Below are 26,281 nucleotides of genomic sequence, written 5' to 3'. Positions count from 1 at the left end.
TGAAGGAGTGATATCAAATAGCTATCTTTGTACTTCATTCATCTAATCATCTATATCAATGTTGGTTGGATTTTCGACCCCCTTCTTAGATAGTCGCGTCAGTTTCCATCGTTCGCGGCTGATACCAAAGGAATGTCATGAACTCTCGGATCGCGAATATGAGCGTTATGCTCAAGCTGGCTTTGGGCTTTGCTGTTGTGCTGCTTCTGACCGCTATTCTCGCCGCGACCGGCTGGTTCAGCCTGGGGAAAATGATCGAGCGTACTGATCGAATGACCAGCATTACCGAGCTCGGCAACCGTCTTGATCACCTGCGCAGGGCTCGCTTGCAATACCAGGTGGACAGGGGCGATGAACAAAAGGGTGCATTGATCCAGGCGTCGCTGGAGCAGTTTGTCGCCCAGCAGAAAAGCCTCTCAAAAGAGCTGAAGAAACCTGAAAACCTGAAAAAGCTTGCGCTGATCGAGCAGGCCAGCACGCAGTATCAAGCGGCACTGAATACGATGCGCGAGGCTTATCGCAATGACGCAGCCATGCGCAAGGAAATGGGCGTCAATGCGGTCAAGGGGGCTGCACTGATTGCTCAGGTCATCACTGACGTAGAAGCAATGCCCGCCTCGGATGAACGCCGCTTTGACCTTTATAAGCTTATCCTCAAGGCCAAAGAGGACGTGGCGCTGGTGCGTTATGAAGTGCGTGGCTATACCGGCAACCCCAACAGCACCACCGAACAGGCCGCCACCCGCCAGCTCGAAAATGCGTTCAAGAGCATCGAAACCCTCAAGAGCGCTTTCGGCCCCACCTATGCCGACACCCTCAAGCAACTGGAAACCGCGCTGATTGCTTACCGTCGCTCGGTGCAGGACTTCACTGCCAGTAATCAGGCCATTGGCAAGGCTGTGCAGGACACCATCGATTTGGGTGAAGCCATCACTCGTCTGACTGACGAAATGTATGCCAGCCAACTGGTCTCCCGTGACGAAGACAGCGTCCAGGCTCGCCTACTGCAGCTGAGCTGCACTGCCTTGGCGATGTTGCTGGGGGTTTTGGCTGCCCTGATCATCACCCGCCAGATTACACGGCCGTTGCAGGACACATTGGCTGTGGTCGATCGCATTGCCGCAGGCGATCTCACGCAACACATGATCGTGACTCGTCGTGATGAGCTGGGTGTCTTGCAGCAGGGTATTCAGCGCATGGGCGCCACCTTGCGCGACCTGATCGGTGGCATCCGCGATGGCGTCACCCAAATCGCCAGTGCCGCCGAAGAGCTATCGGCTGTCACCGAGCAGACCAGTGCCGGGGTCAATAGTCAGAAGACCGAGACCGATCAGGTGGCGACCGCCATGCACGAAATGTCGGTCACCGTGCATGAAGTCGCACGTAATGCTGAACAAGCTTGCGCAGCCGCATCGGAGGCCGATGCACAAGCCCGTATCGGCGACCAAGTGGTCGCGCAAGCCATCGTTCAGATCGAGCGTTTGGCCGGCGAAGTCGGACGTTCAGTCGAAGCGATGAACGAACTGGAGCAAGAAAGCGGGCGTATCGGCAAGATCATGGATGTGATCAGGGCGGTGGCTGAGCAGACCAACTTGCTGGCGCTTAACGCCGCCATTGAGGCCGCTCGAGCGGGTGACGCCGGGCGCGGTTTTGCCGTGGTCGCCGACGAAGTGCGTGGGCTGGCCCAGCGTACCCAGCATTCCACCGAAGAGATTGAAAGCCTGGTAGCGGGCTTGCAGAATGGCACCCGTCAGGTATCGAGCATCATGCGAAATAGCCGCGAGCTGACCGACAGCAGCGTGGAGTTGGCATCCAAAGCCGGCACATCCCTGGGCAACATCACCCAGGCGGTTTCTGGCATTCAAGCCATGAACCAACAGATTGCCGCCGCCGCGGTGCAACAAAGCTCGGTGGCCGAGGAAATCAGCCGCAGTATCCTGAGCGTGCGCGATGTATCCGAACAGACCGCCTCAGCCAGCGAAGAAACCGCGGCCTCAAGCATCGAACTGGCGCGCCTGGGTAACCAGTTGCAGCAGTTGGTCAGTCACTTCAAGGTGTAAAAAAGGGGCATTCTGGCAGCCGTGCTCCAACTGGCGATGCAGCACTGGTCGTTCCGGTCCCATCCCTACCCAAACCCCGCAAGGCCTTGACGATCAGCAGTTGATGAACGCTGGGGAAAACCGGCAAAAAAAAGCCCCGAACCAGTCGGGGCGTCAGATCGTCGGCTTTGCGGTTAGTTTTTATCCGGTCCGCAAGGGCCGCTTACTCGAGGCAAGCGTGTGAATCAGTGGAACTGTTCTTCTTCGGTGGAGCCGGTCAGTGCGGTCACCGACGAAGTCCCGCCCTGGATCACGGTGGTCATGTCGTCGAAGTAGCCGGTGCCCACTTCCTGCTGGTGCGCCACGAAGGTGTAGCCCTTGGCGGCGTCAGCGAACTCTTGCTCTTGCAGTTTCACGTAGGCGGTCATGTCGTTGCGGGCGTAGTCGTGCGCCAGGTTGAACATGCTGTGCCACATGTTGTGGATGCCGGCCAGGGTGATGAACTGGTGCTTGTAGCCCATGGCAGACAGTTCGCGCTGGAACTTGGCGATGGTCGCGTCGTCCAGGTTTTTCTTCCAGTTGAAGGAAGGCGAGCAGTTGTACGACAGGATCTGGTCCGGGTATTCCTTTTTGATCGCTTCGGCGAAGCGGCGGGCTTCGTCCAGGTCCGGCTTGGCGGTTTCGCACCAGATCAGGTCGGCGTACGGCGCGTAGGCCAGGCCGCGGGCGATGGCCTGGTCGAGGCCGGCGCGCACTTTGTAGAAACCTTCCTGGGTGCGGGTGCCGGTCACGAACGGCTGGTCGTACGGGTCGCAGTCGGAGGTCAGCAGGTCAGCAGCGTTGGCGTCGGTACGGGCCAGGATGATGGTCGGTACACCGGCAACGTCAGCAGCCAGGCGAGCAGCGGTCAGCTTCTGCACGGCTTCCTGGGTCGGTACCAGTACTTTGCCGCCCATGTGGCCGCATTTCTTCACCGAAGCCAGTTGGTCTTCGAAGTGAACGCCGGCGGCGCCTGCTTCGATCATGCTCTTCATCAGCTCATAGGCGTTCAGCACGCCACCGAAACCGGCTTCAGCGTCAGCCACGATTGGCGCGAAGTAGTCGATGTAGCCCTCGTCGCCCGGGTTCTTGCCGGCTTTCCACTGGATCTGGTCAGCGCGACGGAACGAGTTGTTGATGCGCTTGACCACGGTTGGAACCGAGTCCACCGGGTACAGCGACTGGTCGGGGTACATGGACTCGGCGGAGTTGTTGTCCGCAGCCACTTGCCAGCCCGACAGGTAGATCGCCTGGATACCGGCCTTGACTTGCTGCACAGCCTGGCCGCCGGTCAGGGCGCCCATGCAGTTGACGAAATCTTTCTCGGGACGGAAGGCTGGCTTGGCGCCCTGGGTAACCAGGTTCCACAGCTTCTCGGCGCCCATTTTCGCAAGGGTGTGCTCAGGTTGAACCGAGCCACGCAGGCGGACGACGTCAGCAGCGGAATAATTGCGCTTCACGCCTTTCCAGCGCGGGTTTTCAGCCCAGTCTTTTTCAAGGGCTGCAATTTGCTGTTCGCGTGTCAGTGCCATGGAGATAAACCTCGTCGCATAGGTCTGGGGTGGAAAATTCCTGCTCCTGCCGACCAGGGGTTGGACGGTCAAGTCGGTTCAGGCGGGGAGGCGACGGGATGAACGATGGGCTCGAGGGGAAAGTGAGCAGGTAGAGGCGAACTGCGGGCGCATTCGGGCGTCGTGGGCCTTTATACGAACTCAGAGTGATGCCGGGTTACCTAGTTACGCTTCCGTCCCTCGGGACAACTTCGTTCCAGTCGCAACCTCGTCAAACACACCTTGTGGGCGGTACAGACACGAATCGGCTCGCAGGGTAGTTGCAAGCGTCGACCCGAAGGCCCTTGCCAGGGCCCCTGATTAGCGGGAGCGAGGCCATCATGCCTTCGGTTTTTGGGCTCGTCAAACGTTTTGTAGTGCTTTTTTTGTGGCACTACATCTTTGGTCTAATACGACTCATCAGTCAGTTTTTGGTGCTTCAGTTCAGGGTGTCGACCTTGACCCGCAAAATCATGTCATCGCGGCCCTGGGTCGAGTAGCTGCGGGTCAGGCCCTGTTTGTCTGCCTGATTCTGGCGATTGACCCCAGCCAGGGTGATCCATTCTCCCAGACGTCCGCTGACAGTTGTGTCGGTGCTCTGAACGTTCACTACATCGGGACGTTCCTGGCTCATGCGGTCACGGTTGGTGCTGATACTCAGATGAACGGTCTCGCCGGTGACGCTGGCCGTGACATAAAAACCCTGGGTGACGTTGCGGTATTCGGTCTGGCTTTGCATGCGCCCGTAGTTGTCGCTCTGGGTGCTGGTGAACGGCACGCTCTGGCCTACCTGGATCAACGCCGGCTGGCCTTCGCTGGCTTGTATCTGCTGCACGCCGCCTTCACGGCTGGCGGTGCTGCGGTTGATGATGCGGGTCTGGCTGGGGGCGGCGCCATTGATCGAGTAACCCTGGTCGCCCTGCAGGTTGTTTTCATTGGTATCGACCGTAATCAGCAGGCGCTTGGGAGCGGTATCCAATTGGGCGAGCAATTGCCGGAGCTCTTCGATCTTGCCCGGCTCGGCATTGACGATCAGTTGATTGCCGTAGGCGCTGACCTGACCATCCTTGCCAATGAAATTCTGCGCCACCGGCAACAGGTCGGCGCTGGTGCGGTAATTCAGCGGCACGATTTGCGTGTCCGCCATGACCGACAGGCTGCAGCCGAGCAGCAGGGTGGTGAGCAGGGTGCGTAGGGACATGTCCATTTCTCCGCGAGACAAAGGCTTGATATTGCCAGTTTGTCGGCCTGGGGTGGGGCAAGTTGAATGGTAGACGGCAAAACGCCCCGACATCGGTGGATGGCGGGGCGTTTTGTGGTGTTCTTCAGGGCCTCATCGCGAGCAAGCTCGCTCCCACATTGGAATAGTGATGTACACGAAATCTCTGTTCACCGCAGGTCCCTGTGGGAGCGAGCTTGCTCGCGATGGCCGCGCTGCGGTTTCAGGCCGAATGGCGAACCATGTCCACATGAGGAATTCCGGCTTCCAGGAACTCCTCACTGACCACGGCAAAACCCAGGCGCTCATAGAACGGCGTGGCATGCACCTGGGCGCTGAGCATCTGTTGCTTGAGCCCGCGTTTCTCGGCTTCGGCGATCACGGCGTGCATCAGTGCATCGCCCACCTTCAGGCCGCGCCAGTCCTTGAGGACCGAAACACGGCCGATATGGCCGTCGGTCAACAGGCGCGCTGTGCCGATGGGGAAGTCGCCTTCAAACGCCAAAAAATGCACCGCGCTCTGGTCATCGGCATCCCATTCCAGCTCAGGCGGGACGGATTGCTCGGCAATGAACACGGTCTCACGAATGCGCCGGATCTCGGCGTTGTCCTTTTGCCAGTCTGCGACACGAACGTGAATTTTATTCATCGGCGAACCCCAGGCTACCTTGCTTGATCAGCTCGCAGATCAGGCCGCGGCCGTCTTCATCGGTCAGCCACGGGCCAAGGTTTTCGCTGTGCAGGGCGTCGGCGGCGCAGATCATTTTCAACAGCTCGCGCAGCTTGCCTGGCAGATAACGGCTTTGGCCGCTGGCGAACAACAGCAGGTCATCATCGACTTCCGACCAGGCCAGGCGCGCGCTTGGGTTGCGGATGATCACTGCGCCTTGTTCCAGGCCGGCCAGCAGGTCGTCTTCTTCCAGCTCCGGCCCCACCACCAGTTCCGGGTAGCGCGGCTCGGTCATGAACTGGCCGAACCAGGTCAGTAGCAAGCGCTCGTCGCTCATGTGCTCGGCCAGCAGGCCCTTGAGGCGGTCGAGGGCATCGTGCTGGATCTGGTGCGGGTCGGCCACGGGCCGCGCATCGGCGTCGGTGTAGCGCTCTTCGTCCGGCAGGAACTGGCTGAGGAAATCGGTGAAGTGGGTCAGCACTTCGGCCGCGCTCGGCGCCCGGAAGCCCACCGAGTAGGTCATGCAGTCATCCACGGCTACGCCGCAATGGGCCAGGCGCGGCGGCAGATAGAGCATGTCGCCCGGTTCCAGGGTCCACTCGTCGGTGGCCTCGAAGTCGGCGAGGATGCGCAGGTCAGCGTGCTGCAGCAGCGGGGTTTCGGAGTCGCACATCTGGCCAATTTTCCAGTTGCGCTGGCCATGGCCTTGCAGCAGGAACACGTCGTAGTTATCGAAGTGCGGGCCAACACTGCCGCCGGGGGCAGCGAAGCTGATCATCACATCGTCGATGCGCCAGCTCGGCAGGAAGCGGAAGTGCTCCAGCAGTTCGCTGACCTCCGGTACGAACTGGTCGACGGCCTGCACCAGCAGGGTCCACTCGCGCTCCGGCAGTTTGCTGAATTCATCTTCGGCGAACGGGCCGCGGCGCAATTCCCAGGGACGTTCGCCGTGCTCGATCACCAGGCGCGATTCGACTTCTTCTTCCAGCGCCAAACCGGCCAGTTCGTCGGCATCCAGGGGGCTTTGGAAGTCAGGAATCGCCTGACGGATCAGCAGCGGTTTTTTCTGCCAGTAGTCGCGCAGGAACTCCCGTGCCGTGATGCCGCCCAGGAGTTGCAGAGGAATATCAGGATTCATGTGTAACCTATTGAAAAAAATTACTTTTCAGCCGCGAATAAAAACGCCCGGCGCGGCCGGGCGTCTCAAAGGTAAAGCGATGTATCAGATGCGCTTGGCTTGTGCCGCTGCGTTGCCGATATAGCTGGCCGGGGTCAGCTTTTTCAGCTCTGCCTTGGCGTCGGCGGGCATGTCCAGGCCATCGATGAAAGTCTGCAACGCTTCAGGGCTGATGCCCTTGCCACGGGTCAGTTCTTTCAGCTTTTCATACGGGTTTTCGATGTTGTAGCGACGCATCACCGTTTGGATCGGCTCGGCCAGGACTTCCCAGCATGCGTCCAGGTCGGCGGCGATTTTCTGCTCGTTCAATTCCAGCTTGCTGATGCCCTTGAGGCTGGCTTCGTAGGCAATGACGCTGTGGGCAAAACCCACGCCCAAGTTACGCAGCACGGTGGAGTCAGTCAGGTCGCGCTGCCAGCGGGAGATCGGCAGTTTGCTCGCCAGGTGCTGGAACAGCGCGTTGGCGATGCCCAGGTTGCCTTCGGAGTTTTCGAAGTCGATCGGGTTGACCTTGTGCGGCATGGTCGAGGAACCGATTTCACCGGCAATGGTGCGCTGCTTGAAATACCCCAGGGAGATGTAGCCCCAGATGTCACGGTCGAAGTCGATCAGGATGGTGTTGAAACGGGCGATCGCGTCGAACAGCTCGGCGATGTAGTCGTGCGGTTCGATCTGGGTGGTGTACGGGTTGAAGCTCAGGCCCAGCTCGTCTTCGATGAAGGCGCGGGCGTTGGCTTCCCAGTCGATGTCCGGGTAGGCCGACAGGTGGGCGTTGTAGTTGCCCACGGCGCCGTTGATCTTGCCCAGCAGCGGCACGGCGGCGACCTGGGCGATCTGGCGCTCCAGGCGATACACCACGTTCGCCAGTTCCTTGCCCAAGGTGGTCGGCGAAGCCGGTTGACCGTGGGTGCGCGACAGCATCGGTACGTCGGCGAAGCGGATTGCCAGCTCGCGGATGGCCTGGGCGGTCTGGCGCATCAGCGGCAACATCACCTCATCACGGCCTTCGCGCAGCATCAGGGCGTGGGACAGGTTGTTGATGTCCTCGCTGGTGCAGGCGAAGTGGATGAATTCGCTGACGTTGGCCAGCTCCGGCAGCTTGGCCGCCTGCTCCTTGAGCAGGTATTCGATGGCCTTGACGTCGTGGTTGGTGGTGCGCTCGATCTCTTTGACGCGCTCGGCGTGCTCCAGCACAAAGTTCTCTGCCAGGGTGTTCAGTACCGCGTTGGCTTCGGCGGAAAACGCCGGGACTTCGCTGATGGCAGGGTGGGCGGCCAGGCGCTGGAGCCAGCGCACTTCAACCAGGACACGGGCACGGATCAAGCCGTACTCGCTGAAAATCGGGCGCAGGGCCTGGGTTTTGCCGGCGTAGCGGCCGTCAACAGGGGAAACCGCAGTGAGCGAAGAGAGCTGCATGGGGTGTTCTCGGACAGTCGGGCAACGAAATGGGGCGCGTATCATACATGAAAACCAGCGCCGGTCCGTCGCCAACTGACCGGCGTATTACGCGTAACGATGTACAAAAGTGGGTTGAGGCGACTTATTCGTTGCGCATCAACGGGTAAAGCTCTTTCAGCAATTTGCGGCGGCTGATCACCAACTGCCAGCGATGGCCGCCCAATTGCCGCCACAGCCGTGCCGAGCGAATCCCGGCCAGCAACAGGGCGCGGATCTTGGAGGCGTTGCTCGGTTGCTGCAGGTTGCGCATGTCGCCGTGCACCTGGATGCGCTGGCGCAGGGTGCTCAGGGTGTCCTGGTACAGCGCGCCGCAGGCGGCGATGACGTTTTCGTGGGACGGGCCGAAGTGTTCGACCTGGGATTGGATCTGCGGCAGGCGTTTGCCGATGGTCTCCAGCAAGTCGTCGCGCTTGGCCAACTGACGTTCAAGACCCAGCATCGACAGGGCATAACGCAGCGGCTCGCGTTGCAGGGCGCTGGGGTCGCGCTCCAGGGCGCCGACCAGCGCACGGTAACCTTCACGCAGGTTCAGGTCGTCGCCACCGTAGACTTCCAGGGTGTCCTTGGGGTCGCGAACCAGCAAGCTGCCGAGCATGCAGCTCAGGCCCGCTTCGGTGGCCTGGCCGGTCTTGGCGATCCGGTCCACCAGCACGGCGGCGAGAAACACGCCGCCCAATGCCGTCAGTTGCTCTTGAATCGGGGTCATGCCTTGCTGCTCCAGGGCTCTGCGACTTCGATCACGCCACCGCCCAGGCAAATTTCGCCGTCGTAGAACACCACGGACTGACCGGGTGTGACAGCGCGCTGGGGATCATCGAAAATGGCCCGGTAGCCCGTGGCGGTTTTTTCCAAGGTGCAGGGTTGGTCGCTCTGGCGGTAGCGCACCTTGGCCGTCAGGCGGCGCGGTTCGCTGAGGTCGACCGGGTTGACCCAGTAGATGTCGGAGGCGAGCAGGGCGCGGGAAAACAGCCACGGATGGTCGTTGCCCTGGCCGACGATCAGCTCGTTGTGCTCCAGGTCCTTGATCAACACGTACCACGGCTCTTCGCCGGCATCCTTCAAGCCGCCGATGCCCAGGCCCTGGCGCTGGCCGATGGTGTGGTACATCAGGCCATGGTGGCGGCCGATGACCTCGCCTTCGGTGGTCTTGATCTCGCCTGGCTGGGCCGGCAGGTACTGCTTGAGGAAGTCGCTGAAGCGGCGCTCGCCGATGAAGCAGATGCCGGTGGAGTCCTTCTTCTTGGCGGTGGCGAGCTGGTGTTTTTCAGCGATCGCACGCACTTCGGGCTTTTCCAGTTCGCCTACCGGGAACAGGGTCTTGGCAATCTGTTCGCCACCGACGGCGTGCAGGAAGTAGCTCTGGTCCTTGTTCGGGTCCAGGCCCTTGAGCAGCTCGGTACGCCCGTCGATGTCGCGGCGGCGCACGTAGTGGCCGGTGGCGATCAGGTCGGCGCCGAGCATCATGGCGTAGTCGAGGAACGCCTTGAACTTGATTTCACGGTTGCACAGGATGTCCGGGTTCGGCGTGCGGCCGGCCTTGTATTCGGCCAGGAAGTGTTCGAACACGTTGTCCCAGTACTCGGCGGCGAAGTTGGCGGTGTGCAGCTTGATGCCGATCTTGTCGCACACGGCCTGGGCGTCCGCGAGGTCGTCCATGGCGGTGCAGTATTCGGTTCCGTCGTCTTCTTCCCAGTTCTTCATGAACAGGCCTTCCACCTCATAACCCTGCTCGATCAGCAGTAGGGCGGAAACGGAAGAGTCCACGCCGCCGGACATGCCGACAATGACGCGCTTCTTGGGGGTGTCAGAAGGGGCTGGATCACGCATAGGAGTTCAATGAGTGTCTTGAAAAAGGACGCGATTCTATCAGGCCCGGGCGCACAAGGCTAAAGAGAAGGACGGATCAGCGTCAGGCTGTGGCGATGACCGGCCAGATAATCGTCGATGCAGCGGATGATCAGCTCGCTGCGCCAGTGGTCGCGCTGTTCGAGCAGTTCGTCACGGCTCAGCCATTTGGCGCCGAGGATGCCGTCGTCCAATTGATAGTCGGGGCGGTGGTTCAAGGCCTTGGCGGCGAAACAGACCCGCTGGTAGGTCACGCCGTTGCTGGGGGCGGTGTACAGGTAAATGCCCACCACGTTGGTGAGTTCGACGTCCCAGCCGGTTTCCTCCAGGGTTTCACGCACGGCGGCTTCGATCAAGGTTTCGTCCGGGTCCAGGTGGCCGGCGGGCTGGTTGAGCACTGCGCGTCCGCCTTTGGACTCCTCCACCATCAGGAAGCGGCCGTTGTTTTCGACGATGGTGGCGACGGTGATGTGGGGTTTCCAGTCCATAGCGTTTCCTAGATTTCTCAGATTGGAATGCGGGCCACTGTGGGAGCGAGCTTGCTCGCGATAGCGGTGGGTCAGTCAATATCAATGTTGAATGTTATATCGCTATCGCGAGCAAGCTCGCTCCCGCAGGGGAATATTGTGTTGTCAGGGGAAATATGGTGTGTCCGGAAACACAAACCCCGGCACCAGGCCGGGGTTTGTGATGTTCCCTTACAACCTTACACCAGCGCAGCAATCGCCGCGTTGAAGGTGGCGCTCGGGCGCATGGCCTTGCTGGTCAGCTCAGGGTTGGCGAAGTAGTAACCGCCGATGTCCACGGGCTTGCCTTGAACGGCGTTGAGTTCGGCAACGATTTTCTCTTCGTTGTCGGTCAGCGTCTTGGCCAGGGCGGTGAACTGAGCCTTGAGGGCTGCATCGTCGTTTTGAGCGGCCAGTGCCTGGGCCCAGAACAGGGTCAGGTAGAAGTGGCTGCCACGGTTGTCGATACCGCCGACCTTGCGCGAAGGCGACTTGTTGCGGTCCAGGAACTCACCGGTAGCCTGGTCCAGGGTCTTGGCCAGCACCAGGGCTTTAGGGTTGTTGTAGGTCACGCCCAGATGCTCGAGGGAGGCGGCCAGGGCCAGGAACTCACCCAGGGAATCCCAACGCAGGAAGTTCTCTTCCAGCAGTTGCTGAACGTGCTTGGGTGCCGAACCGCCGGCGCCGGTTTCGAACAGGCCACCGCCGTTCATCAGCGGCACGATGGACAGCATCTTGGCGCTGGTGCCCAGTTCCATGATCGGGAACAGGTCGGTCAGGTAGTCGCGCAGCACGTTGCCGGTCACCGAAATGGTGTCCTTGCCTTCGCGGGTGCGGGCCAGGGTGAACTTCATCGCGTCGACCGGCGACATGATGCGGATGTCCAGGCCGGCAGTGTCGTAGTCCTTCAGGTAAGTCTGGACTTTTTCGATCACCACACCGTCATGGGCGCGCATTGGGTCGAGCCAGAAAATCGCCGGGGTGCTGCTGGCGCGGGCACGGTTGACGGCCAGTTTGACCCAGTCCTGGATTGGCGCGTCCTTGGTCTGGCACATGCGGAAGATGTCGCCAGCCTCGACGTTCTGCTCCAGCAGGGTGCGACCGTTGCTGTCGGAAACGCGCACCACGCCGTTGACCTTGACCTGGAAGGTCTTGTCGTGGGAACCGTACTCTTCGGCTTTCTTGGCCATCAGGCCGACGTTCGGCACGCTGCCCATGGTGGTTGGGTCGAAGGCGCCGTGTTGCTTGCAGTCTTCGATCACCGCCTGGTAGATGGTGGCGTAGCAGCGATCCGGGATCACAGCCTTGGTGTCGTGCAACTGGCCGTCGGTGCCCCACATCTTGCCGGAGTCACGGATCATGGCCGGCATCGAGGCGTCGACGATGACGTCGCTCGGCACGTGCAGGTTGGTGATGCCTTTGTCGGAGTTGACCATTGCCAGGGATGGGCGCGCCGCGTAGACCGCCTGGATGTCGGCTTCGATCTGCGCCTGCTGCTCGGCCGGCAGGGCCTTGATGCGGGCGTACAGGTCGCCGATGCCGTTGTTCAGGTTGAAGCCGATCTGCTCCAGCACTTGGGCGTGCTTGGCCAGGGCTTCTTTATAGAACTCGGCGACGATCTGGCCGAACATGATCGGGTCGGAGACCTTCATCATGGTGGCCTTGAGGTGAACCGACAGCAGGACGCCTTTTTGCTTGGCGTCTTCGATTTCAGCGGCGATGAAGTCGCGCAGGGCGTTTTTGCTCATCACGGCGCAGTCGAGGATCTCACCGGCTTGTACGGTGGTTTTTTCCTTCAGGACAGTGGCGGTGCCGTCCTGGGCGATCAGCTCGATTTTCACGCTGCCGGCGGCGTCGATCAGGGCGGCTTTTTCGCTGCCGTAGAAATCACCAGTGCTCATGTGGGCCACGTGGGACTTGGAGTCGGCTGCCCAGGCGCCCATCTTGTGCGGGTGCTTGCGCGCGTAGTTCTTGACCGACAGTGGTGCGCGGCGGTCGGAGTTGCCTTCACGCAGGACCGGGTTCACGGCGCTGCCCTTGATTTTATCGTAGCGGGCCTTGGCTTCTTTGTCGGCGTCGCTGGTTACGGTTTCCGGGTAGTCCGGCAGCGCGTAGCCCTGGGCCTGCAATTCCTTGATCGCGGCCTGCAGTTGCGGCACCGAGGCGCTGATGTTCGGCAGCTTGATGATGTTGGCTTCAGGCGTAACGGCCAGGTCGCCCAGTTCGGCGAGGTGGTCGGCTACGGCTTTGTCACCCAGTTGCTCGGGGAAGCTGGCCAGGATGCGCCCTGCGAGGGAGATATCGCGGGTTTCCACGGCGATATCGGCCGGAGCGGTAAAGGCTTCGACGATCGGCAGCAGCGAATAGGTGGCGAGGGCGGGAGCTTCGTCGGTGAAGGTATAGATGATCTTCGAGCGGGTGGGCATATTCGGATTAACTCTCTTCTTTGCTAAAGCATGCGCAGAAACTCGAGGGGCGCCGGGTAAGCGCGTTCGTTCAAAGTCATCCATGAGCCGAATGTCGAGGTTTCTTCGCGGTGATGTTGGGTGCATCAGTCGAGCGTCAAGCGGTCGGGCCGCGGTAACGGTCCGGCTTTTTACGGGCCGAAAGTCCTGTCGTAGAGCCGTCGGCCGTCGTGACCCTGTGGTCAGCGGCGGCATTATACATAGGTAGCTGGCAATCTGCCGATGGTTCATAGACTTCCGTACACGTCCATTGGTCTAAACGTCGCAGGACGACGGTGGCAGGCTATGCTCATGTTTGGCGCTTTTCCCTTGTTTTTCAGGCTTGTACACCACCAACTGCGGCGCTTTATGCCGCATGAGCCGAACGTAGGGTTTGCGCGCCGATTCAACTGGGGTACGCTCGAACGCAGCCAGATGTTCAATCCAAGCAATGGAGTTCAGCATGGGGTATCAAAAGATTCAGGTTCCAGCCGTCGGTGACAAAATCACCGTCAATGCAGACCATTCTCTTAATGTTCCCGACAACCCGATCATCCCCTTCATCGAAGGCGACGGCATTGGCGTCGATATCAGTCCGGTCATGATCAAGGTTGTGGACGCTGCGGTTCAGAAGGCCTATGGCGGCAAGCGCAAGATTTCCTGGATGGAAGTCTATGCCGGTGAGAAAGCGACTCAGGTTTACGACCAGGACACCTGGCTCCCCCAGGAAACCCTGGACGCGGTCAAGGACTACGTGGTTTCCATCAAGGGGCCGCTGACCACGCCGGTCGGTGGTGGTATCCGTTCGTTGAACGTGGCTCTGCGCCAGCAGCTTGACCTGTATGTGTGCCTGCGCCCGGTGCGCTGGTTCGAAGGTGTACCCAGCCCGGTCAAGAAGCCTGGCGACGTGGACATGACGATCTTTCGCGAGAACTCCGAAGACATCTACGCTGGCATCGAGTGGAAGGCCGGTTCGCCTGAAGCCACCAAGGTCATCAAGTTCCTGAAAGAAGAAATGGGTGTGACCAAGATCCGTTTCGACCAGGACTGCGGCATCGGCATCAAGCCGGTTTCCAAGCAGGGCACCAAGCGCCTGGCTCGCAAGGCCTTGCAATATGTTGTCGACAATGATCGCGATTCGCTGACCATCGTGCACAAAGGCAACATCATGAAGTTCACCGAAGGTGCCTTCAAGGAATGGGCCTACGAAGTGGCGGCCGAGGAGTTTGGCGCGACCCTGCTCGACGGCGGGCCGTGGATGCAGTTCAAGAACCCGAGGACTGGCAAGAATGTCATCGTCAAGGACGCCATTGCCGACGCCATGCTCCAGCAGATCCTGCTGCGTCCGGCCGAATATGACGTGATTGCGACCCTGAACCTCAACGGCGACTATCTCTCCGACGCCCTGGCGGCGGAAGTGGGTGGTATCGGCATTGCGCCGGGTGCCAACCTGTCTGACACCGTGGCAATGTTCGAAGCCACCCATGGCACTGCGCCCAAGTACGCGGGCAAGGATCAGGTCAACCCGGGGTCGCTGATCCTGTCGGCTGAAATGATGCTGCGCCACATGGGATGGATCGAAGCGGCCGACCTGATCATCAAGGGCACCAACGGCGCGATTTCGGCCAAGACCGTGACCTATGACTTCGAACGTCTGATGGAGGGCGCCAAGCTGGTTTCGTCCTCGGGCTTCGGCGATGCGCTGATCTCGCACATGTAAGCGTATCGACGCTCAGCAACAATGCCCGGCTCGAGTGATCGAGTCGGGCATTTTTTGTCCGGGAGGCGACAGCCGGTCAATGGTTCTCAGTGACTCTGGTCTTGACAGGTACGGGTGCCTCTTCAGCGGTGAGCGCCTCGATATTGACCGCGTGCAGGCCCTTGGGTCCCTGGATGACGTCGAATTTCACAGGCTGTCCGGCCTTCAGGGTTTTATAACCATCCATGTTGATTGCCGAGTAATGGGTGAACAGGTCTTCATCCATGCCGGCGGCGATAATGAAACCGAAGCCCTTGGCATTGTTGAACCATTTCACCTTGCCATTCATCTTGACGACCGACATAAACCATATCCCTCTGCAACACACTCCATCACTGGAGTATCATCCAGTTCATCCGCAGGCTAATCTGTTGACAGGATAGATTCCACGGACCTTTTTGACCCACGATGGGCTCTATTGGTTGTAACACCGTTTTGCCGATAGTCAAGGTGACCGGGTTGTCGTGGTTGAAATAGCCCGCAAGCGCCCCCATCACTGTATTCGCCAACTAAACGAACCTTTCTTTCCATGCATGCAGTCAGCCAGATTCGACTAACATTCAATCAGGATCGCCCGGATCTACACGACGACGATTCCGCAGGCATCGCTGTTCAGGAGGCAAAGCCTGCATTACAGGCGCCACCGATGTACAAGGTGGTTTTGTTCAACGATGACTACACACCGATGGATTTCGTCGTCGAAGTGCTCGAGGTGTTTTTTAACCTGAATCGCGAGCTGGCGACCAAGGTCATGCTGGCCGTCCATACAGAGGGACGGGCAGTATGTGGAGTGTTTACCCGCGACATCGCCGAGACAAAGGCCATGCAGGTCAACCAGTACGCCCGGGAAAGCCAGCATCCGCTACTCTGTGAAATCGAGAAGGACGGTTAACGCCGACCACTTGGGTATGAGGTGAAGCTATGTTAAACCGCGAGCTCGAAGTCACCCTCAATCTTGCCTTCAAGGAGGCTCGTTCGAAGCGTCATGAATTCATGACCGTCGAGCACCTTTTGCTGGCCCTATTGGATAACGAGGCTGCCGCCACCGTTTTGCGTGCCTGCGGCGCGAACCTCGATAAACTCAAGCATGATCTGCAGGAGTTCATTGACTCCACCACGCCGCTGATCCCCGTGCATGACGAGGATCGGGAAACCCAGCCAACCCTGGGCTTCCAGCGTGTCCTGCAGCGTGCTGTCTTTCATGTACAGAGCTCGGGCAAGCGTGAAGTCACCGGCGCCAATGTGCTGGTCGCTATCTTCAGCGAACAGGAAAGCCAGGCGGTTTTCCTGCTCAAGCAGCAGAGCGTTGCGCGCATCGATGTCGTCAACTACATCGCCCATGGCATCTCCAAGGTGCCCGGGCATGGCGATCACTCCGAGGGTGAGCAGGATATGCAGGACGACGAGGGCGGTGAGTCTTCTTCTTCGGGCAATCCACTGGACGCCTATGCCAGCAATCTGAACGAGCTGGCACGCCAGGGACGCATCGATCCACTGGTAGGACGCGAGGCCGAGGTCGAGCGCGTTGCGCAGATCCTGGCTCGGCGTCGCAAGAACAATCCCCTGCTGGTGGGCGAGGCGGGCGTGGGCAAGACGGCGATTGCCGAAGGCCTGGCCAAACGCATCGTCGACAACCAGGTGCCGGACCTGCTGGCCAACAGCGTGGTCTATTCCCTCGACCTGGGTGCCTTGCTGGCTGGCACCAAGTACCGCGGCGACTTCGAGAAGCGCTTCAAAGCGTTGCTCGGCGAGCTGAAAAAACGTCCGCAAGCGATCCTGTTCATCGATGAAATCCACACCATCATCGGTGCCGGGGCTGCCTCCGGTGGTGTCATGGATGCCTCCAACCTGCTCAAGCCGTTGCTGTCATCGGGTGATATCCGTTGCATCGGTTCGACGACGTTCCAGGAATTTCGCGGGATCTTCGAGAAAGACCGTGCCCTGGCCCGACGCTTCCAGAAGGTCGATGTGTCGGAGCCTTCGGTGGAAGACACCATTGGCATCCTGCGCGGCCTGAAAGGGCGGTTCGAGCTGCACCACAACATCGAATACAGTGATGAAGCCCTGCGTGCAGCGGCGGAACTGGCCTCGCGCTACATCAATGACCGGCACATGCCGGACAAGGCCATCGACGTCATCGACGAGGCGGGTGCCTACCAGCGCCTGCAGCCGGTGGAGAAACGCGTCAAACGCATCGAAGTGCCTCAAGTCGAGGACATCGTGGCGAAAATCGCGCGGATTCCGCCTAAGCACGTCACCAGTTCCGACAAGGAGCTGCTGCGTAACCTGGAGCGTGACCTGAAGCTGACCGTGTTCGGTCAGGATGCAGCCATCGATTCACTGTCGACTGCTATCAAGCTGTCTCGCGCCGGTCTCAAATCGCCAGACAAGCCGGTGGGTTCCTTCCTGTTCGCTGGGCCTACTGGGGTCGGCAAGACCGAGGCGGCGCGGCAACTGGCCAAGGCGATGGGGATCGAGCTGGTTCGCTTCGACATGTCCGAGTACATGGAGCGCCACACCGTGTCGCGTCTGATCGGTGCGCCTCCGGGCTATGTCGGCTTCGACCAGGGCGGCCTGCTGACCGAAGCTATCACCAAGCAGCCACACTGCGTGCTGTTGCTCGATGAGATCGAGAAGGCGCATCCGGAAGTCTTCAACCTGCTGCTGCAGGTCATGGACCACGGTACGCTGACCGATAACAACGGGCGCAAGGCGGACTTCCGCAACGTGATCATCATCATGACCACAAACGCCGGTGCCGAAACCGCCGCGCGCGCTTCGATCGGTTTCACCCATCAGGACCATTCGTCCGATGCGATGGAAGTGATCAAGAAGAGCTTCACGCCTGAGTTCCGCAATCGCCTGGACACCATTATCCAGTTTGGTCGCCTCAGCCATGAGGTCATCAAAAGCGTGGTGGACAAGTTCCTTACCGAGCTTCAGGCGCAGCTCGAAGACAAGCGTGTGCTGCTGGAGGTCACCGACGCGGCTCGCAGCTGGCTGGCCGAAGGTGGTTACGATGTGACGATGGGGGCACGACCAATGGCTCGCCTGATCCAGGACAAGATCAAGCGTCCGCTGGCCGAGGAAATCCTCTTTGGCGAATTGGCCGAACATGGCGGTGTGGTCCACATCGACATCAAGGACGGCGAACTGACCTTCGACTTCGAAACCACGGCCGAAATGGCCTGATCGATACCAGCAACAAAGCAAAAGGCGCCGAAAGGCGCCTTTTTGCTATTCCGAGCCCGCACCAAACCCTATGGGTGCATGGCACAAAATTGTGTTTCACCGCCAATCCCCTGTGGGAGCGAGCTTGCTCGCGATGGTGACGGTACATTCGGCATCGGTGCGGGCTGATCCACCGCTATCGCGTGCAAGCTCGCTCCCACAGGGTTTTGTGTGTTCATGGAGAGAGGGGCAAATCGCGGGCAAACAAAAACGCCCGGCATCAGCCGGGCGTTTTGTATTGACTTGTTAGCGAGCGCGGTAAGTGATGCGCCCTTTGCTCAAGTCATAGGGCGTCAGCTCGACGCGCACTTTGTCACCGGTAAGAATACGAATGTAGTTCTTGCGCATCTTGCCGGAGATATGCGCGGTTACGACGTGCCCATTTTCCAACTCCACACGAAACATGGTGTTGGGCAGGGTGTCGACGACAGTGCCTTCCATTTCGAAGCTGTCTTCTTTCGACATGCAGTAAAGCCCTCGGTATCCAGTGAATGGCCCGGTGCAACTGCGCCAGGCAAAAGCGGCGTGCATTGTGCCCGAAAAAGGGGGGGCAAGCCAAGGGGTTCTAACGTTTAAGCCGAAGGGTTCTAGCTGAGGACAACCCATCGCTGATTAATCAGCAGTTCAATGGGGCGATATTGGGTCTTGTAATTCATTTTTTTGCAGTTCTTGATCCAGTAGCCCAGGTATACCGCTTCCAGCCCCAGGCGCCGGGCTTCGTTGATTTGCCAGAGAATGGCAAAACGCCCCAGGCTGCGCCGTTCTTCGTCTGGTTCATAGAAGGTATACACCGCTGAAAGGCCATTGGGCAGCAGGTCCGTGACGGCGATGGCCACCAAGCGTCCTTCGAGGCGGAACTCATAGAATCGGGAAAACGGCAGGTCACGCACCAGAAAGGTCGAAAACTGATCGCGACTGGGCGGGTACATATCGCCATCGGCGTGGCGTTGCTCGATATAGCGTTGGTACAGGTCGAAATATTCTTCGCTGAACTGCGGCTTGGCCGGCCGGACCTGCAGGTCGGCGTTGCGCTTGAAGATGCGCTTCTGCTGGCGATTGGGGGTAAATTGAGCCACGGGAATGCGCGCCGGAACGCACGCATTGCAATGTTGGCAATGGGGCCGGTAGAGGTGATCGCCGCTGCGACGAAAGCCCATCTCCGACAGGTCTGCATAGACATGCACATCCATGGGCTGGCTGGGGTCGAGGAACAGCGTGGTGGCCTGCTCCTCGGGCAGGTAACTGCAAGAGTGAGGCTGAGTGGCATAGAACTTCAAACGCGCCAACTCGGTCATGATCAACCCTCGGATAAGCTTTTAAATTTAAGTGTAAGCCACGCGCGCGAATGTCGCTCAGCAAACCCAGGTTGCGTGGTTGGGTTGATCCAGATGGGCCTTGAGATAGCCAGCAAACTCGGTCCGTGGAATCGAGCGGGCGCCCAGGCTGTGCAGATGCTCGGTGGGCATCTGGCAGTCGATCAGCACAAAACCAGCCGCCTTGAGGTGTTGGACCAGCGTCGCGAAGCCGAATTTCGACGCATTGTCGGCTCGACTGAACATGGACTCGCCAAAAAACAGCTGCCCCATGGCCAGGCCGTACAGGCCGCCCACCAGTTGGCCCTGGTCCCAGACCTCTACCGAATGGGCGAAGCCGCGCCGGTGCAGCTCCAGATAAGCGGTCTGCATGGCTTCGGTGATCCAGGTGCCATCGGCATAGTCCCGCGGCTCGGCGCAGGCCTTGATGACCGCCGCAAAGTCGGTGTCGAAGGTCACTTCATAGCGCCGCTTGCGTAAAAGCTTGCCCAGGCTGCGGGACACATGCAGTTCGTCGGGAAACAGCACGGTGCGTGGGTCTGGGGACCACCACAAAATCGGTTGGCCCTCGGAAAACCAGGGGAAGCAGCCATGGCGATAGGCCTGGATCAGTCGGTCGGCAGACAGGTCGCCACCGGCGGCCAATAGCCCGTTGGGTTCGCGCATGGCTTTTGCCAATGGCGGGAAATCAAAAGTATTGCGTTGTAACCAGGTCAGCATCGTTATTCGGCTTGCAGAAGGGGAGGGCGGTGGGCCTGCCCGATAGACGGGAGCCCACCTGAAGGTTAACCGTCAAGCGGCAGGGATGTCATCGAGATACTTCTCCGCGTCGAGTGCAGCCATGCAGCCGGCGCCGGCAGAGGTAATGGCTTGGCGGTAGACATGATCGGCTACATCGCCAGCCGCGAATACACCTTCAATATCGGTCGCGGTGGCGTTGCCCTCGCTGCCGCCGCGCACGAGCAGGTAGCCGTCGCGCATGTTCAACTGGCCCTGGAACAGCTCGGTGTTGGGTTTGTGACCAATGGCGATGAACACCCCGGCCAGGGACAAGGTGCTGGTTTCGCCAGTCTCGCTGTGCCGCAGGCGTGCGCCGGTCACGCCGCTGGCGTCGCCCAGGACTTCATCCAGATTCTGCTTCCAGTGCAGCTGGATGTTGCCGTTGGTGGCTTTTTCGAAGAGTTTATCCTGCAATATTTTCTCGCAGCGCAGCTTGTCGCGGCGGTGGATCAGGTGCACCTCCCTGGCGATGTTCGACAGGTACAAAGCTTCTTCGACCGCGGTGTTACCGCCGCCGACCACGGCCACCACCTGGTTTCGATAGAAAAAACCATCGCAGGTTGCACAGGCTGAAACGCCTTTGCCGGCGAAGGTTTCCTCCGAGGGCAGGCCCAGGTACTGGGCCGAAGCGCCGGTGGCGATGATCAGCGCGTCACAGGTGTAGGTGCCGCTGTCGCCGATGAGCACGAATGGGCGTTGTTGCAACTTGGCGGTGTGGATATGGTCGTAGACGATCTGAGTGTCGAAGCGCTCGGCGTGCCGCTGCATGCGCTCCATCAGTGCCGGGCCGGTGAGGCCTTCGACATCGCCGGGCCAATTATCGACTTCCACCGTGGTGGTGAGCTGGCCACCGGCCTGCAAGCCGGTAATGACAACGGGTTTGAGGTTGGCGCGGGCGGCATAGACAGCGGCGCTATACCCAGCAGGACCGGAACCGAGAATGATCAGGCGTGAATGCTTCACTTCGCTCATAAAAAACACCTCATAAGCCTTTGTCACAAAAGAGAATGCATGCTCCAATTGGCCCTTGTGCAGCATGTTTCTGGCTATGCTGTCACTCGGCGTACGGGCAATGCCTTGGGGCTGACAAACCCGTACAATGCTTGAGTTTTGCACGCAGGATGGGCTAAAGATCGGAATCTTCGGCAACACCTGCGGTTTTCTGGATGCATGTCACAGTGGTAAAAGTAGTACCGGTTGTGCACATTCACTTTTTTACCTGCTCGTGATGGGCAGTTTTTTATAGTCATTCAACAGATGGACGCGCCGTTGGCGCAGGAAAAGAAGCGTTTTGAAGAAATCCACCGCAGCACCTAAAACAGTCGTTCCGCTCTGGCGCCAGCAATTGCACTACCGGCTCAAGGAAGGTGCATTGATCGCCATCGGTGCCTTGTGCCTGTTCCTCATGATGGCCTTGCTGACCTATGGCAAGGACGATCCGGGCTGGAGCCATAACAGCAAGATCGACGATGTGCAGAATTTCGGCGGTCCGGCCGGCTCTTACAGCGCCGACATCCTGTTCATGGTGCTGGGCTATTTCGCCTATATTTTCCCGCTGCTGCTGGCGATCAAGGCTTATCAGATCTTCCGCCAGCGCCACGAGCCATGGCAGTGGAGCGGCTGGCTGTTCTCCTGGCGCCTGATCGGCCTGGTGTTCCTGGTGCTGTCTGGGGCCGCGCTGGCCCATATCCACTTCCACGCGCCCACCGGCCTGCCGGCCGGGGCGGGTGGCGCGCTGGGGGAAAGCCTCGGCGACCTGGCCAAGAACGCCCTGAACATCCAGGGCAGCACGTTGCTGTTCATCGCCCTGTTCCTGTTCGGTCTGACGGTGTTCACCGACCTGTCATGGTTCAAGGTCATGGACGTCACCGGCAAGATCACCCTCGACCTGATCGAACTGATCCAGGGCGCCATGAACCGCTGGTGGGCAGCACGCACCGAGCGCAAGCAACTGGTGGCGCAATTGCGTGAAGTCGACGACCGGGTCCACGACGTAGTGGCCCCGACGACGCCGGACAAACGCGAGCAGGCCAAGGTCAAGGAGCGCCTGATCGAGCGCGAGCAGGCGTTGAGCAAGCACATGTCCGAGCGTGAGAAGCAGGTACCGCCGGTCATTACCATGGCCCCGGCCAAGCCGCCGGAGCAGAGCAAGCGGGTGCAGAAAGAGAAACAGGCGCCGCTGTTCGTCGACAGCGCGGTGGAAGGCACCTTGCCGCCGATCTCGATCCTGGACCCGGCTGAAAAGAAACAGCTCAACTATTCCCCCGAATCCCTGGCGGCTGTCGGCCACTTGCTGGAGATCAAGCTCAAGGAGTTCGGCGTCGAGGTTTCGGTGGATTCGATCCACCCGGGCCCGGTCATCACCCGTTATGAAATCCAGCCGGCCGCCGGCGTGAAGGTCAGTCGCATCGCCAACCTGGCCAAGGACCTGGCGCGTTCCCTGGCCGTGACCAGCGTACGGGTGGTGGAAGTGATTCCCGGCAAGACCACCGTGGGCATCGAGATTCCCAACGAAGACCGGCAGATCGTGCGCTTCTCCGAAGTGCTGTCGACCCCCGAGTACGACAACCACAAATCGCCGGTCACCTTGGCCCTGGGCCACGACATCGGCGGTAAGCCGGTGATCACCGACCTGGCGAAAATGCCCCACTTGCTGGTGGCCGGTACCACCGGTTCCGGTAAGTCGGTGGGTGTGAACGCGATGATCCTGTCGATTCTGTTCAAGTCCGGCCCGGAAGACGCCAAGCTGATCATGATCGACCCGAAAATGCTCGAGCTGTCGATCTACGAAGGTATTCCGCACCTGCTGTGTCCGGTGGTCACCGACATGAAGGACGCCGCCAACGCCCTGCGCTGGAGCGTCGCGGAGATGGAACGCCGCTACAAGCTGATGGCGAAGATGGGCGTGCGTAACCTGTCGGGCTTCAACGCCAAGGTCAGGGAAGCCGAAGAGGCCGGTACGCCACTGACCGACCCGCTGTATCACCGCGAAAACATCCACGATGAAGCGCCGTTCCTGCACAAGCTGCCGACCATCGTGGTAGTGGTGGACGAATTCGCCGACATGATGATGATCGTCGGCAAGAAGGTCGAAGAGCTGATCGCCCGTATTGCCCAGAAGGCCCGTGCCGCCGGTATCCACTTGATTCTTGCGACCCAGCGGCCGTCGGTGGACGTGATCACCGGCCTGATCAAGGCCAACATCCCGACCCGCATGGCGTTCCAAGTGTCGAGCAAGATCGATTCGCGGACCATCATCGACCAGGGCGGCGCCGAGCAATTGCTCGGTCACGGTGACATGCTCTACATGCCGCCGGGTACCAGCCTGCCGATCCGTGTCCACGGCGCCTTTGTCTCCGATGACGAAGTACACCGCGTGGTGGAGGCCTGGAAGCTGCGTGGCGCCCCTGAGTACAACGACGACATCCTCAACGGTGTCGAAGAAGCCGGCAGTGGCTTCGAAGGCAGCAGCGGCGGCGGTGACGACGATGCTGAAACCGATGCGCTCTATGACGAAGCGGTGCAGTTCGTCCTGGAAAGCCGTCGGGCCTCGATTTCTGCCGTTCAGCGCAAGCTCAAGATCGGTTACAACCGCGCCGCACGCATGATCGAAGCCATGGAGATGGCCGGTGTGGTGACGGCGATGAACACCAACGGTTCGCGCGAAGTGCTGGCGCCGGGCCCGATGCGCGACTAACGACCCGAGCGGCCTGGTACAGGCCGCTCGACCCCCACGACTTCATGAGGACTCCCATGCGCCTGATTCGCATGTTGCTGTTGCCCGTACTGGCCCTGACCACCTTGTCGGCCCACGCCGATGAAAAGGATGTGGCCCGCCTGACCCAGTTACTGGAGCGTTCCCAGACCCTGACCGCACGCTTCTCCCAACTGACCCTCGACGGCAGCGGCACCCAGTTGCAGGAGACCGCCGGCGACATGGCCCTGCAGCGTCCGGGCCTGTTCTACTGGCACACCGATGCACCGGCCGAGCAATTGATGGTCTCCGATGGCAAGAAAGTCTCCCTGTGGGACCCGGACCTGGAGCAGGTCACCATCAAGACCCTCGACCAGCGCCTGACCCAGACCCCGGCATTGCTGCTCTCCGGCGATATTTCCAAGATCAGCCAGAGCTTCGACATCAGCGCCAAGGAAGCCGGTGGCGTGATTGACTTCACCCTCAAGCCCAAGACCAAGGACAGCCTGTTCGACAACCTGCGCTTGTCGTTCCGCAACGGCCTGGTCAACGACATGCAACTGATCGACAGCGTCGGCCAGCGCACCAATATCCTGTTCACCGGGGTCAAGGCCAACGAGCCGATCGCCGCGTCCAAGTTCAAGTTCGACATCCCCAAGGGTGCCGATGTGATCCAGGAATAAACCCAAAGTCCTTGTGGGAGCGAGCTTGCTCGCGATGGCGTTGGATCAGTCAGTATTAATGTTGACTGACACGCCGCTATCGCGAGCAAGCTCGCTCCCACAGGGGGCTGCGTTGTTCGTTGTTTAACTGATCGGCAACAGGACCCAGCGGAGGTTTTGTAAGTAATCATGGACCTGTTTCGAAGCGCCCCGATTGCCCAGCCATTGGCCGCCCGCCTGCGCGCGACCAACCTGGATGAGTACGTCGGCCAGGAGCATGTGCTCGCTCGCGGCAAGCCTCTGCGCGAAGCGCTGGAGCAGGGCGCGCTGCATTCGATGATTTTCTGGGGCCCGCCGGGTGTGGGCAAGACGACCCTGGCGCGGTTGTTGGCGGAAGTCTCGGATGCCCATTTCGAAACGGTTTCGGCGGTGCTGGCCGGGGTCAAGGAAATCCGCCAGGCGGTGGAAGTGGCCAAGCAGCAGGCCGGCCAGTACGGCAAGCGCACCATCCTGTTCGTCGACGAAGTGCACCGTTTCAACAAATCGCAACAGGATGCGTTCCTGCCTTACGTTGAAGATGGCACGCTGATCTTTATCGGCGCGACCACCGAAAACCCCTCGTTCGAACTCAATAACGCGTTGTTGTCCCGGGCGCGGGTCTATGTGCTCAAGAGCCTCGACGAAGCGGCGATGCGCAAGCTGGTGCATCGGGCGCTGACTGAAGAACGTGGCCTGGGCAAGCGCCAGCTGAGCCTCAGCGATGAAGGCTTCCAGATCCTGTTTTCGGCCGCCGATGGCGATGGCCGGCGCTTGCTCAACCTGCTGGAAAACGCCTCGGACCTGGCCGAAGACAATAGCGAGATCGACGTCGAGCTGCTGCAAAGCCTGTTGGGCGACACCCGTCGGCGCTTCGATAAGGGCGGCGAGGCGTTCTACGACCAGATTTCGGCGCTGCACAAATCCATCCGCGGTTCCAACCCCGACGCGGCCTTGTATTGGTTCGCGCGAATGATCGACGGTGGTTGCGATCCGTTGTATCTGGCGCGGCGGGTGGTGCGCATGGCCAGTGAAGACATCGGCAACGCCGACCCACGGGCCCTGAGCCTGTGCCTGGCGGCCTGGGATGTGCAGGAGCGCCTGGGTAGCCCGGAAGGCGAGCTCGCTGTGGCCCAGGCCATCACCTACCTGGCCTGCGCGCCGAAAAGCAATGCGGTGTACATGGGCTTCAAGGCCGCGATGCGCAGCGCCACCGAGCATGGTTCCCTCGAAGTGCCGTTGCACCTGCGCAACGCGCCGACCAAGCTCATGAAGCAACTGGGCTATGGCGATGAGTACCGTTACGCTCACGATGAACCGGACGCCTATGCCGCCGGCGAAGACTATTTTCCCGAAGAACTTGAACCCCAGCGCTTCTATCAGCCGGTGCCCCGTGGCCTGGAGCTGAAGATCGGCGAGAAGCTCAACCACTTGGCGCAATTGGACCGCTTGAGTCCACGGCAGCGGAGAAAACCTTGATCCCCCTGATTCTTGCAGTTTCCGCCGGTGGCATTGCCGGTACATTGGTGCGCTTCGCGACTGGCAACTGGATCAACGCAAATTGGCCGCGGCACTTCTATACCGCGACGCTGGCCGTTAATATCGTGGGCTGTCTGCTGATCGGTGTTCTATACGGTCTGTTTTTGATGCGCCCGGAAGTGCCGATCGAGGTGCGTGCGGGCCTGATCGTCGGCTTTCTTGGCGGCCTGACGACCTTTTCATCCTTTTCACTGGATACGGTGCGCTTGCTGGAAAGCGGGCAAGTGCCGCTGGCCCTGGGCTATGCGGCCATCAGCGTATTCGGCGGGCTGCTCGCCACCTGGGCCGGCCTGTCCTTGACCAAACTTTGATAACGAGAG

General features: G+C 60.0%; 22 protein-coding genes. 8 read left to right on the top strand and 14 right to left on the bottom strand.

The genetic code is table 11. The features are described from left to right. The first annotated feature begins 137 nt into the window (after positions 1 to 137). A complete protein-coding gene (locus tag SGN16_RS18520; RefSeq protein WP_335944334.1) occupies positions 138 to 2,060 on the top strand; it encodes a methyl-accepting chemotaxis protein in 1,923 nt (640 codons plus the stop codon). A 224-nt stretch (positions 2,061 to 2,284) separates the two neighbouring features. On the opposite strand, the gene aceA is transcribed toward SGN16_RS18520, so the two are convergent. From aceA to SGN16_RS18475, 9 genes are all read right to left on the bottom strand, one after another. Further along, the gene (gene aceA / locus SGN16_RS18515; protein ID WP_063320477.1) at positions 2,285 to 3,610 is read right to left on the bottom strand and encodes an isocitrate lyase; all 1,326 of its coding nucleotides are present in this window, start codon (positions 3,608 to 3,610) and stop codon (positions 2,285 to 2,287) included. A gap of 457 nt (positions 3,611 to 4,067) precedes the next feature. Continuing rightward, positions 4,068 to 4,829 carry a secretin N-terminal domain-containing protein gene (locus SGN16_RS18510; protein ID WP_210639431.1) on the bottom strand — a complete coding sequence of 254 codons (762 nt, stop codon included), beginning with the start codon at positions 4,827 to 4,829 and terminating at the stop codon, positions 4,068 to 4,070. Between the two features lie 241 nt (positions 4,830 to 5,070). Continuing rightward, positions 5,071 to 5,496: a GNAT family N-acetyltransferase gene (locus SGN16_RS18505; protein WP_072339633.1), complete on the bottom strand. Its 426-nt coding sequence runs from the start codon at positions 5,494 to 5,496 to the stop codon at positions 5,071 to 5,073. Continuing rightward, positions 5,489 to 6,655: a cupin domain-containing protein gene (locus SGN16_RS18500; protein ID WP_335944333.1), complete on the bottom strand. Its 1,167-nt coding sequence runs from the start codon at positions 6,653 to 6,655 to the stop codon at positions 5,489 to 5,491. The genes SGN16_RS18505 and SGN16_RS18500 overlap by 8 nt, the downstream gene beginning before the upstream one ends. Before the next feature lie 84 nt (positions 6,656 to 6,739). After that, the gene (purB, locus tag SGN16_RS18495; RefSeq protein ID WP_210639429.1) at positions 6,740 to 8,110 is read right to left on the bottom strand and encodes an adenylosuccinate lyase; all 1,371 of its coding nucleotides are present in this window, start codon (positions 8,108 to 8,110) and stop codon (positions 6,740 to 6,742) included. Positions 8,111 to 8,234: 124 nt separating this feature from the next. Beyond that, positions 8,235 to 8,858: a high frequency lysogenization protein HflD gene (hflD, locus tag SGN16_RS18490; RefSeq protein WP_210639428.1), complete on the bottom strand. Its 624-nt coding sequence runs from the start codon at positions 8,856 to 8,858 to the stop codon at positions 8,235 to 8,237. Then, positions 8,855 to 9,979 (bottom strand): tRNA 2-thiouridine(34) synthase MnmA, encoded by a 1,125-nt coding sequence (mnmA, locus tag SGN16_RS18485; RefSeq protein ID WP_210639427.1) that lies wholly within the window; start codon positions 9,977 to 9,979, stop codon positions 8,855 to 8,857. Before mnmA ends, hflD begins: the two co-directional genes overlap by 4 nt. A 59-nt stretch (positions 9,980 to 10,038) precedes the next feature. Continuing rightward, complete coding sequence (locus SGN16_RS18480) at positions 10,039 to 10,485, bottom strand: NUDIX hydrolase (RefSeq protein WP_210639426.1); 447 nt, start codon at positions 10,483 to 10,485, stop codon at positions 10,039 to 10,041. Positions 10,486 to 10,703: 218 nt separating this feature from the next. Beyond that, entirely contained in the window at positions 10,704 to 12,929 is a 2,226-nt protein-coding gene (locus SGN16_RS18475; RefSeq protein ID WP_335944332.1) for an NADP-dependent isocitrate dehydrogenase, read from the bottom strand. A gap of 481 nt (positions 12,930 to 13,410) precedes the next feature. Here SGN16_RS18475 and icd point away from each other — a divergent pair, with 481 nt between their 5' ends. Further along, on the top strand, positions 13,411 to 14,667 hold the full coding sequence (gene icd / locus SGN16_RS18470; protein ID WP_210639424.1) for an NADP-dependent isocitrate dehydrogenase: 1,257 nt from the start codon (positions 13,411 to 13,413) through the stop codon (positions 14,665 to 14,667). A 76-nt stretch (positions 14,668 to 14,743) separates the two neighbouring features. Here the strand turns inward: icd and cspD are convergent, their stop codons facing one another. Next, positions 14,744 to 14,995, bottom strand: a complete 252-nt coding sequence (gene cspD, locus SGN16_RS18465) for a cold shock domain-containing protein CspD (RefSeq protein WP_335944532.1) — start codon at positions 14,993 to 14,995, stop codon at positions 14,744 to 14,746. Positions 14,996 to 15,235: 240 nt separating this feature from the next. On the opposite strand from cspD, the gene clpS reads away from it, so the two are divergent. Continuing rightward, positions 15,236 to 15,598 (top strand): ATP-dependent Clp protease adapter ClpS, encoded by a 363-nt coding sequence (clpS, locus tag SGN16_RS18460; RefSeq protein WP_003180089.1) that lies wholly within the window; start codon positions 15,236 to 15,238, stop codon positions 15,596 to 15,598. 29 nt (positions 15,599 to 15,627) lie between these two features. Beyond that, complete coding sequence (clpA, locus tag SGN16_RS18455) at positions 15,628 to 17,898, top strand: ATP-dependent Clp protease ATP-binding subunit ClpA (protein ID WP_003203340.1); 2,271 nt, start codon at positions 15,628 to 15,630, stop codon at positions 17,896 to 17,898. Positions 17,899 to 18,183: 285 nt separating this feature from the next. On the opposite strand, the gene infA is transcribed toward clpA, so the two are convergent. The 4 genes from infA to trxB form a co-directional block, all read right to left on the bottom strand. Beyond that, positions 18,184 to 18,402, bottom strand: coding sequence for a translation initiation factor IF-1 (gene infA / locus SGN16_RS18450; protein WP_002553999.1), 219 nt, complete (start codon positions 18,400 to 18,402; stop codon positions 18,184 to 18,186). A 122-nt stretch (positions 18,403 to 18,524) separates the two neighbouring features. Then, positions 18,525 to 19,232 carry an arginyltransferase gene (locus SGN16_RS18445; protein ID WP_210639423.1) on the bottom strand — a complete coding sequence of 236 codons (708 nt, stop codon included), beginning with the start codon at positions 19,230 to 19,232 and terminating at the stop codon, positions 18,525 to 18,527. A gap of 57 nt (positions 19,233 to 19,289) precedes the next feature. Next, a complete protein-coding gene (aat, locus tag SGN16_RS18440; protein ID WP_335944331.1) occupies positions 19,290 to 19,970 on the bottom strand; it encodes a leucyl/phenylalanyl-tRNA--protein transferase in 681 nt (226 codons plus the stop codon). A gap of 72 nt (positions 19,971 to 20,042) precedes the next feature. After that, positions 20,043 to 21,002, bottom strand: a complete 960-nt coding sequence (trxB, locus tag SGN16_RS18435) for a thioredoxin-disulfide reductase (RefSeq protein WP_210639421.1) — start codon at positions 21,000 to 21,002, stop codon at positions 20,043 to 20,045. A 319-nt stretch (positions 21,003 to 21,321) separates the two neighbouring features. On the opposite strand from trxB, the gene SGN16_RS18430 reads away from it, so the two are divergent. The 4 genes from SGN16_RS18430 (at position 21,322) to crcB (ending at position 26,272) form a co-directional block, all read left to right on the top strand. Then, positions 21,322 to 23,727, top strand: coding sequence for a DNA translocase FtsK (locus SGN16_RS18430; protein WP_210639420.1), 2,406 nt, complete (start codon positions 21,322 to 21,324; stop codon positions 23,725 to 23,727). A 56-nt stretch (positions 23,728 to 23,783) separates the two neighbouring features. Continuing rightward, complete coding sequence (lolA, locus tag SGN16_RS18425; RefSeq protein WP_003180104.1) at positions 23,784 to 24,407, top strand: outer membrane lipoprotein chaperone LolA; 624 nt, start codon at positions 23,784 to 23,786, stop codon at positions 24,405 to 24,407. Positions 24,408 to 24,575: 168 nt separating this feature from the next. Continuing rightward, positions 24,576 to 25,901: a replication-associated recombination protein A gene (locus SGN16_RS18420; protein ID WP_335944330.1), complete on the top strand. Its 1,326-nt coding sequence runs from the start codon at positions 24,576 to 24,578 to the stop codon at positions 25,899 to 25,901. Continuing rightward, positions 25,898 to 26,272 (top strand): fluoride efflux transporter CrcB, encoded by a 375-nt coding sequence (gene crcB, locus SGN16_RS18415; RefSeq protein WP_134924965.1) that lies wholly within the window; start codon positions 25,898 to 25,900, stop codon positions 26,270 to 26,272. Before SGN16_RS18420 ends, crcB begins: the two co-directional genes overlap by 4 nt. Positions 26,273 to 26,281: the final 9 nt, after the last annotated feature.

The sequence above is a fragment of the Pseudomonas sp. G166 genome (assembly GCF_037027455.2).
Classification (GTDB): domain Bacteria; phylum Pseudomonadota; class Gammaproteobacteria; order Pseudomonadales; family Pseudomonadaceae; genus Aquipseudomonas.
This window is presented reverse-complemented; position numbering and strand designations above follow the sequence as displayed.

Excerpts from the sequence above, each read along its gene's own strand:
- SGN16_RS18520 (WP_335944334.1), top strand. The coding sequence starts at position 138 with ATGAACTCTCGGATCGCGAATATGAGCGTTATGCTCAAGCTGGCTTTG.
- aceA (WP_063320477.1), bottom strand. The coding sequence starts at position 3,610 with ATGGCACTGACACGCGAACAGCAAATTGCAGCCCTTGAAAAAGACTGG.
- SGN16_RS18510 (WP_210639431.1), bottom strand. The coding sequence starts at position 4,829 with ATGTCCCTACGCACCCTGCTCACCACCCTGCTGCTCGGCTGCAGCCTG.
- SGN16_RS18505 (WP_072339633.1), bottom strand. The coding sequence starts at position 5,496 with ATGAATAAAATTCACGTTCGTGTCGCAGACTGGCAAAAGGACAACGCC.
- SGN16_RS18500 (WP_335944333.1), bottom strand. The coding sequence starts at position 6,655 with ATGAATCCTGATATTCCTCTGCAACTCCTGGGCGGCATCACGGCACGG.
- purB (WP_210639429.1), bottom strand. The coding sequence starts at position 8,110 with ATGCAGCTCTCTTCGCTCACTGCGGTTTCCCCTGTTGACGGCCGCTAC.
- hflD (WP_210639428.1), bottom strand. The coding sequence starts at position 8,858 with ATGACCCCGATTCAAGAGCAACTGACGGCATTGGGCGGCGTGTTTCTC.
- mnmA (WP_210639427.1), bottom strand. The coding sequence starts at position 9,979 with ATGCGTGATCCAGCCCCTTCTGACACCCCCAAGAAGCGCGTCATTGTC.
- SGN16_RS18480 (WP_210639426.1), bottom strand. The coding sequence starts at position 10,485 with ATGGACTGGAAACCCCACATCACCGTCGCCACCATCGTCGAAAACAAC.
- SGN16_RS18475 (WP_335944332.1), bottom strand. The coding sequence starts at position 12,929 with ATGCCCACCCGCTCGAAGATCATCTATACCTTCACCGACGAAGCTCCC.
- icd (WP_210639424.1), top strand. The coding sequence starts at position 13,411 with ATGGGGTATCAAAAGATTCAGGTTCCAGCCGTCGGTGACAAAATCACC.
- cspD (WP_335944532.1), bottom strand. The coding sequence starts at position 14,995 with ATGAATGGCAAGGTGAAATGGTTCAACAATGCCAAGGGCTTCGGTTTC.
- clpS (WP_003180089.1), top strand. The coding sequence starts at position 15,236 with ATGCATGCAGTCAGCCAGATTCGACTAACATTCAATCAGGATCGCCCG.
- clpA (WP_003203340.1), top strand. The coding sequence starts at position 15,628 with ATGTTAAACCGCGAGCTCGAAGTCACCCTCAATCTTGCCTTCAAGGAG.
- infA (WP_002553999.1), bottom strand. The coding sequence starts at position 18,402 with ATGTCGAAAGAAGACAGCTTCGAAATGGAAGGCACTGTCGTCGACACC.
- SGN16_RS18445 (WP_210639423.1), bottom strand. The coding sequence starts at position 19,232 with ATGACCGAGTTGGCGCGTTTGAAGTTCTATGCCACTCAGCCTCACTCT.
- aat (WP_335944331.1), bottom strand. The coding sequence starts at position 19,970 with ATGCTGACCTGGTTACAACGCAATACTTTTGATTTCCCGCCATTGGCA.
- trxB (WP_210639421.1), bottom strand. The coding sequence starts at position 21,002 with ATGAGCGAAGTGAAGCATTCACGCCTGATCATTCTCGGTTCCGGTCCT.
- lolA (WP_003180104.1), top strand. The coding sequence starts at position 23,784 with ATGCGCCTGATTCGCATGTTGCTGTTGCCCGTACTGGCCCTGACCACC.
- SGN16_RS18420 (WP_335944330.1), top strand. The coding sequence starts at position 24,576 with ATGGACCTGTTTCGAAGCGCCCCGATTGCCCAGCCATTGGCCGCCCGC.